Genomic DNA, 7530 nt, shown 5'->3' with positions numbered 1-7530 from the left:
CGCCCGTCGAGTACGAAGCCAACTACTACATGGAATCAACGAAACCCCAGGTCACAACCACAATCTGAGATCTCTACCGAACCCGGGGCGGTTCATTCAGACACCACCGATCCGCCGGGAGATCCGCTCCACCACACGTCGGCGCCCTGTGGACTCCCTCCCTCCGGGCGTGGCGCGGCTTTCTGTCCACGGATGCCGCCACCTGGTCTCGGGTCCTGCACTTTGCCCAGCGCGGCGCGCCTGCCGCGCAGGAGACAGTGTCAGCGGACAGTTGGAAGCACGACCTGGCAAAGGCATACCGGTGGACTTTCCACACCCGGCCGTGCCTGACCTACACCCCTCCCGCGGGCGGGATGCGGGACGTGATCCGTGAGGCGGAGGACAGGTGGGGCACGGCTCTGTCCGAGGAGCACGGCGGCTTCTTCCTCCGAGTCGGCGACCACGTATCACGTACAGCCGGCGCACTCGCTGCGGCCGAACTCACGGCCATCAACGGCACCCACATCGAGGCCGCATGGTCACTCGCCCGCCGCGCCGTTCGCGACACCTGCTGTCTTGTCGCCATGGACCGCGACACGGTGGATCGGATCATCGAGGACGTGGACGACACTTTGCGCGTCATGTCGAGGTCGGAAGACCAAGCCTCTCCCCTCCTCTCGAACAATCCCGAACGGCACACTCCCAGCGGAGGCACCGATAGGAGTCGTTCGCAGAACAGCGAGAATGCCGTCCGCAAGCTCAAGCAGTGGTACCAGGACTCCTGCCAGATATGTGCCACCAACCTGGTCCTCCCCTCGCCTCGCCACCGCTACAGCGAAGCGGCTCATATCCGGGCAAGAGAGCACGGCGGACCCGACCTCACGGAGAACGTGCTGTGCCTATGCCCGAACTGCCACGTCCTCTTCGTCGCCGGAGCGTACGTCCTGACCGACGACCTCACAGTCGTCGACACCGTGACGGACCGCCTGCAAGCCGAACTCAAACGCCACCAGTGGCACTACATCAACCCCGACCACGTTCGCCACCACCGCCACCATTGGGCCAGCCGCAATCCCGCACCACTCACCGTGCTGTCGCCAGAGCAGAGGAACTAACAGCGCCAGTCAGCTCCGCCTCCCAAGATCCGGACCATACGCGGGCCAACACCGTTTCTCGGGCCTCAACATCCGCCATTTCCGCTGGTCAACGGGGTATCGACTCTGTACCACCAGCAGACGAAGAATCTCCTGGTGTCGTACTCACCGAAGCAGCTCGGATTCTTCTAGGCACACGAAAAGAGGCGTCTGACCTGGGCATTTGCCCATCAGGCGCCCCTCGTTCGGACCGCTTGCAACCGGGCCTGGATTGCGCGGTAGCTCCCATTTCCTCCCACAGGTATCCCGCTTATGACCAGCAGTTCCGGTCTATTTCCGGTCCAAAGACCAGCTCACTCGGCAGCGTCTGAGCCACCGCTGACGCGATCCCACTCCCGCATCGACTCCTCGATGAGACGGTTGGCCTGCTCCCGGATGCCGTCGAGGAACTCCGCGCAGTGGCGGAACGGGACCTCGATGCTCTGCCCTGCGCGGCGGGCGCACTCCGCGGGGTCCACGCCGGAGTACAGCCAAAACGAAATCCCGGCGTGTCGAAGGTCATAGGGCTGCTTACGGGCTGCCCCGCGATTGGTGTCGGTCCGTGCCGGCCTGGGGGTTCAGCTGGTGGGTGAATCAGTAGGCCGTCGTGCGGACGAGCACGAGTTCGGTGATCGGCTTGTGCCGGGTGGCCCGCTTGGCGGCGCGGTCGGAGACCAGGCCGGCGACGGCCCGGTGTGTGTCGCCGTAGTCCTCGCGCCGTCCGGTGTACCGCTGCAGCGTGCGCCATTGTCGGTATTCGGCATTGGCGTGCTCGACACAGATCCGTCGGGAGGACTGACGACGCCGCTGCTCGGGGCACCCGTACCGTTCGGTCAGCGGCGCCTCGTCGAAGTCTTTCGGTTTTCTCGGCGGGGCGCTGACCTGGTCGGGCAACTCGTTGGCCAGTCCCCGGTAACCCTCGTCCACCTCGGCTTTCACACTGGGCTGGAGGCAGAACTGCTCTGCGATGCCCTCGGTGCGCAAACAGGTCTGGTCGTGCAGCCGGCCGGGACGCATTGCGCCGGACCACAGGGGGCGGCCCTGGCGCTGATGGTGGTGGTCTTGATGGTGTTCTGCCTGCGCTTGCCGGAGACGAAGGCCCGCCTGCCGGGCCGGTTGGCCCTTGGGCGCCGGACCTGTGTCTCGGTGCCGTCGATGCACAGGGTGATGTTCTCGGCGGCGGCGTAGGCGAACACGTCCTCCAAGGTGTGCAGTCGCAGGCCGGGCCGGTCGGGGATGGCGAATCCGCGCTCCGCCAGGAGCGGGCGGATCTCGCTGATGGCGCGGCCGATGGTGGAGGAGCCCACCTCGTAGATCACGCCGAGAGCCTCGTGGGTGAGGCCGGTGCGCAGGTGAACCAGGGTGGCCCGCAGCCGGTCGGTGAAGACGAGTTCGTACTTCGGCCCGGCCCCGGCCTGCCGTCGGCGCGCGCCCCGGCGCCGCTTGTGCCGCGCGGACTCGCAGCGCGCTGCCCAGCGTGGCGCGAGTTCTTCGATCAACTCGCCGAGATGTTGGCGTGCGACGCCGCAGAAGGCAGTATGGACCATGGCCGCGCGGGCCTGCTTGATCTTCACACCTCAAGAACCTGCGCGGCCGTCGTCATGTCACGGGCTGCCCGAAAGGCTGGTCAGACCCGGTCGAGGGGTCGGTGCGGACCGCTGGGAAGTTCCATTTCGATCGTGTCGCCAGGGCGCACCACGCCGCCTTCCCTCACGATGCTCATGATTCCGGCTTTGCGCACGACGTTCCCCGCCTCGTCGCGGCCGACGACCTGCTTCAGCAGCCCGTTCTGGAAGTTGTCGATCTGCAGGCAGGGATTGCGGAGGCCGGTGACTTCCAAGACCGCGGAGTCGCCGATGCGCAGCAATGTGCCGACTGGCAGCCCGAGCAGATCGATGCCGCGCGTGGTGATGTTCTCGCCGAGTTCGCCGGGCGCCACCTTGAACCCTTCTTCACCGACCTCGGCGAAGAGTTCTTCATGAATGAGGTGGACCTGGCGCAGATTCGGCTGGGTGGGGTCCTGCGCAACGCGCGAGCGGTGCTTGACCGTCACACCGGCGTGCACGTCCCCCTCCACACCGAGCCCGGCGAGCAATCTGACGCTGTCCCGGTTCGGCTTGGTGAACGAGTACTCCCCATTGCTGCTGACCGCCGTCACTATCCCGCTCATACCTTGGAACCCCATCGTCGGTAGCCGTCATCATCCACGAGCCAGCCCTGGCCCCTCAAGGCACAGCATCCACGATCAATCGCGGGTGAGGCCGTTGGCCAGACCGGAGGCAAGTTCGTGTCCATGGTGTCCACGCCTCGGGGTAAACGCCCCTCGCCCCACTTGGACTACGCCTGTCGCAGTCCAAGACGCGCGTGGTGCACATGGCCGAAGGGTTCGACTTCTTCGGCTTCCACATCAAGTGGATGCGTAAACGGGGAACGGACAAGTGCTACGTGTACACATTCATCGCGGACAAGCCGGTGCGCGATCTGAAGCGGAAGATCAGGGCGCTGACCCACAGGAGGTCCCAGGTCCCGTTCGCCGCCGTACTGTCGAGGATCAACCAGATACTGCGTGGCTGGGCAGCCTACTTCAAGCACGCCGTCGCCAAGCACACGTTCAACGCCCTGCGTTCGTTCGTGTGGTGGCGGGTAATCAACATGATTACCTATCGGCGACGCATGACGTGGACGGCCCTGCGCAGACAGTTCAAGGGCCCCCAGGGCCTCGGGCTTTCACGAGGGGCGCCGTCCGGTAGGTGACCGAGAAAGTAGAAAGTGCCTCTGAACTGCAACGATAGGACGTGCTGAGGGTCCTGTACGTGGTAGCGGAAGAGGCACTTCCCAGGTGAAGAACAGTTACGGGGCGTGTCCGTGTGTGCGCGTTGCGGGCGGCGGTCGTGGGGTAGTCATCAACTGCTTGGCGTTGTTTAGTCGGAAGCTACGGATGGGGCTTCTCGGTGTGGTCGGTCACGGCAGGATCTCGACGTACCCGTCGGTTCCGTGCACGCGGATCCGCTGCCCGTCCCGGATCAGCCGGGTGGCCTGGTGCACGCCCACGACGGTCGGCAAGCCGTACTCCCGGGCGATCACTGCGCCATGGGTCATCAGGCCGCCCACCTCCGTCACCAGGCCCGCGATTCCGACGAACAGCGGCGACCAGCTGGGGTCCGTGAAGGTCGTGACCAGGATGTCGCCCGCTTTGAGATCGGCCTCCGCCATGTCAAGGATGACGCGGGCCCTTCCCTCGATGGTCCCGGCGGAAACCGGGAGGCCGATCAGGGCGCCGGTCGGCACGTCGTCGCGCCGGTACGCCCCGGTGACGGCCTCACCGTCCGATGTGAGCACCCGGGGCGGTGTGAGCGCGTGGTACGACCGGAACGCGTCCTTGCGCTGCTGGATGAGCTGGTCATCCACCTGGTTCGAGCGCACGACTTCGTGGAGTTCCTGGAACGTGAGGTAGAAGATGTCCTCCTTCTCAGGAAGCACGCCTGCCTGCACGAGGCGCTCGGCCTCCTCCAGCAGGGCCTGCTTGTAGACGAAGTAGCGGCTGACGATGCCGTACTTCGGGTACTCCCGGTACCCGATGAAGGTTCGGACCCGGTCGATCATCCGCTTGGCCTCGTCGGCTTTCCGGTCCCCATCAGGCAGGGCCCGCAAGCGTGACAGCACGTCCTGTTCCTTCTTCCGCGCCTTCTGCCGCCCTTGCTCGAAGCGCCGCTCGGCGGCGCCCGGCTCGAAGTTCCTGACGTTGTCGAGGATCACTGGCACGAGCGTGGTGGGGCGCTCGCGCCAACGTGGCCTCGTGATGTCGATCTCGCCGACGCAGCGCATGCCGTACCGGTCGAGGTAGGCCTCTATGGCGTCGCGCGCTTCGGTCCCGCCCGCGAGCTTCGCCAGCTCGTCCAGGAAGCCCTTGCCCTCGGCGTACTCGACGCGCTGCAGGTACGCCACCACCTCCGGCTGCGGGCGGATCACGTCCGCGACGTCGAGCAGGGCCAGTCCCATCTCCGACGTGACGTTGTCGGGGGCGGACAGCGTGAGCGTGTCAGCCGCGTTCTTCTCGCCCAGCCACTCCTGCAGCTTGTCGTTGAGCCACCATGTGGCCTCCATCCCCGCCATGATCGCCTGAAAGCTCAGCGGATCACCGAGGACTCGCTTGTGCTCCTCGAAGGCCTCCAGCAGGAAGTCGAACAGCGCCGGTCCGGTCTTCGTCCGGATGTCGCGCTCCAGGGCGGCGATGGACGCCTGGCTGCGCTCGATCAGCTCGGTGACGATGGCCGGATCGGTCTCGATCGGGGCGGACGCACCGCCGGCCGGCGGCCCGCCGGGATTCGCGTCCGGGAGCGACGGGACGAAATCGTCGCGGTCGAGGACGGTCTCCAGAGCGTCCCTGACCAGCGGATCGCCTCTCCCCATGACGTCCAGGAGGTCGGCGCGGCTCGCGGGCGAGGCCAGGCGCCGGGTGACGTCCACGAAAAGCCTCCCGCCGGCCTCGTGCATCGGCACCATGGCCGTCAGCTGCCACATGGAGAGCCCCAGGGGCTTCATAGGGTCGGTCATCATCTGCCCATGACCAACGGAGACGTAGACGTGATTCTCCTGGTCGTCGCCGGTCTCGGGGATGGGGAACAGCGTCGTGATCGGCCGGCTCTGAACGATCTGGAAGCCATCATCGACCAGGCACCATTCGATGTCCTGCGGGCGGCCGAAGTGCGCTTCGATCCGCCGCCCGAGCTGCACGAGCTGCACGACCTGCGCATCCGTCAGCGCCGGCTTCTCCTGCCGCTGCGAGTCGATCGCCACTTCCTGCGTACCGTCGGCCGGCAGGGCGTGAACGGCACACTGTTTGACGGCGATCGCCTTGGCGACGACCTCGCCGTGTCGCACAGTGAAGACGTCCGGGTTGACCAGGCCGGAGACCAGGGCCTCGCCCAGGCCGAAGCCGGCGTCCACGGTGGCGACCTTCCGGTTGCCCGTGACGGGGTCGGCCGTGAACAGGATGCCGGCCGCATCTGGGAAGACCATCCGCTGCACGACCACGGCCATGTGGACCGTACGGTGGTCGATGCCGTTCCGCTGGCGGTACGTCACGGCCCGCTCGGTGAAGAGCGAGGCCCAGCACCGGCTGACGTGCTGGAGGATCGCCGTCGGCCCCACGACGTTCAGGTACGTGTCGTGCTGGCCGGCAAAGGAGGCCGTCGGCAGGTCCTCCGCCGTCGCGCTGGATCGGACGGCACAGGCGGCCTGCTCGCCGAGCCGGGCGAGCGCGCAGGTGATCGCCGCCGCGAGATCGCCCGGGATGGCAATCCCTTCGATGGTCCGACGAATCTGCGCGCTGAGCGTGCCGATCGCCTCCCGGTCGTCCGGGTTCAAGCGCGACAACTGATCGAGCCGATCGTCGATCGACGGCGCTTCCGCCATGATCCGCCGGAAGGCGTCCGTCGTCACGCAGAAGCCACCCGGCACGCGGATGCCTTCGCTCCGCGACAGCCCGCCCAAGTGCGCGCCCTTGCCGCCAACGACCGCGACCTGCATCTCGTCAACCTCTTGAAGATCCAACACGTACTGCTCGATCATCGCGATACCTCCGAGGCAGCCGTGCTCCGTTGCACTGCGGTGGCCGATCGAATCACCGGCGCCTCCAACTCTGCCGAACCTCTTGTCGAGCACGTCCTCATCCCTGGTTGCTTTCCCTCTGACGAGTCGGCCGGCCGCCCCGCCCAGTCGGGCGGCGCGCACCCCCACACCTCCGCGCCGAGCACCCGCAACCGCACTGCCGGTCCCACCACTGGTTCGACGTCACCGCGTCCCCCGTACGCCGACAACAACACACGCACGTCGTGCCCCCATTTCCGCAGGTTGTGGCCTCGGCCGACGATTCTGCGCCACCACCCGGGTCTTGCGGCAAGCCCCCCAGTGCGCTATACGTTGAGAGTGGCAAGGAGAGAGCTCTCCTTGCCTTTGCCTTTTGCCGTGCAATGAAACTGACAAGCTTCTCGCGAAGCGGTGGCGCGCCGTGTACGGGTGAGCGCCGTTGGCCCAGGCGGATGTCCCATCGGCTTACGGATGCAGCCGCGGAACCAGAAGTTCTTTCCGGCAAGGTCCGAACGTCGAGCGCGCCGCCATCTCCCGGAGGTCGTCGCGCCACGCGAGTGCTGGGCCAAGCTCGCGAAACGGACGCTTGACGGTCGCCGTAGCTCAAATCGGCTGGCACCCAAGCGAACGGCCCCACGCCACCCCGCCCAGATCGTGGCCCGGCTGTCCCGCCGCACCGACCAGATCCTCATCCTGCGCGCCACTTAGCTAAACCTCGCGCTTTCACGAGTGTGAGCGTCCGAGGCTTGATCAAATAAGCGAGGAGTGCCTCTGACCTGGGACGATGGGACTTGTCTAGGGTCCTGTTCGTCGTCAGGAAAGCTGCACT

7 protein-coding genes are annotated in these 7530 nt (G+C 66.3%); 2 read left to right on the top strand and 5 right to left on the bottom strand.

What is annotated here, in order from left to right; translation table 11 throughout:
- The first annotated feature begins 257 nt into the window (after window positions 1–257).
- Window positions 258–1094 (top strand): HNH endonuclease, encoded by an 837-nt coding sequence (locus tag ACZ3IC_RS33905; RefSeq protein ID WP_467422532.1) that lies wholly within the window; start codon window positions 258–260, stop codon window positions 1092–1094.
- Window positions 1095–1426: 332 nt separating this feature from the next.
- On the opposite strand, the gene ACZ3IC_RS33900 is transcribed toward ACZ3IC_RS33905, so the two are convergent.
- From ACZ3IC_RS33900 to ACZ3IC_RS33885, 4 genes are all read right to left on the bottom strand, one after another.
- Window positions 1427–1591 (bottom strand): integrase, encoded by a 165-nt coding sequence (locus tag ACZ3IC_RS33900; protein WP_467422530.1) that lies wholly within the window; start codon window positions 1589–1591, stop codon window positions 1427–1429.
- A gap of 115 nt (window positions 1592–1706) precedes the next feature.
- Entirely contained in the window at window positions 1707–2129 is a 423-nt protein-coding gene (locus ACZ3IC_RS33895) for a transposase family protein (protein WP_467422528.1), read from the bottom strand.
- On the bottom strand, window positions 2048–2686 hold the full coding sequence (locus ACZ3IC_RS33890; RefSeq protein ID WP_467422526.1) for a helix-turn-helix domain-containing protein: 639 nt from the start codon (window positions 2684–2686) through the stop codon (window positions 2048–2050). Before ACZ3IC_RS33890 ends, ACZ3IC_RS33895 begins: the two co-directional genes overlap by 82 nt.
- A 53-nt stretch (window positions 2687–2739) precedes the next feature.
- Window positions 2740–3282, bottom strand: coding sequence for an MOSC domain-containing protein (locus ACZ3IC_RS33885; protein ID WP_467422524.1), 543 nt, complete (start codon window positions 3280–3282; stop codon window positions 2740–2742).
- Between the two features lie 203 nt (window positions 3283–3485).
- Here ACZ3IC_RS33885 and ACZ3IC_RS33880 point away from each other — a divergent pair, with 203 nt between their 5' ends.
- Window positions 3486–3866, top strand: a complete 381-nt coding sequence (locus ACZ3IC_RS33880; RefSeq protein ID WP_467422522.1) for a group II intron maturase-specific domain-containing protein — start codon at window positions 3486–3488, stop codon at window positions 3864–3866.
- Between the two features lie 207 nt (window positions 3867–4073).
- Here the strand turns inward: ACZ3IC_RS33880 and rph are convergent, their stop codons facing one another.
- A complete protein-coding gene (rph, locus tag ACZ3IC_RS33875; protein ID WP_467422519.1) occupies window positions 4074–6683 on the bottom strand; it encodes a rifamycin-inactivating phosphotransferase in 2610 nt (869 codons plus the stop codon).
- Window positions 6684–7530: the final 847 nt, after the last annotated feature.

It is taken from the genome of Streptomyces sp. NPDC002958 (assembly GCF_055563255.1).
This window is presented reverse-complemented; position numbering and strand designations above follow the sequence as displayed.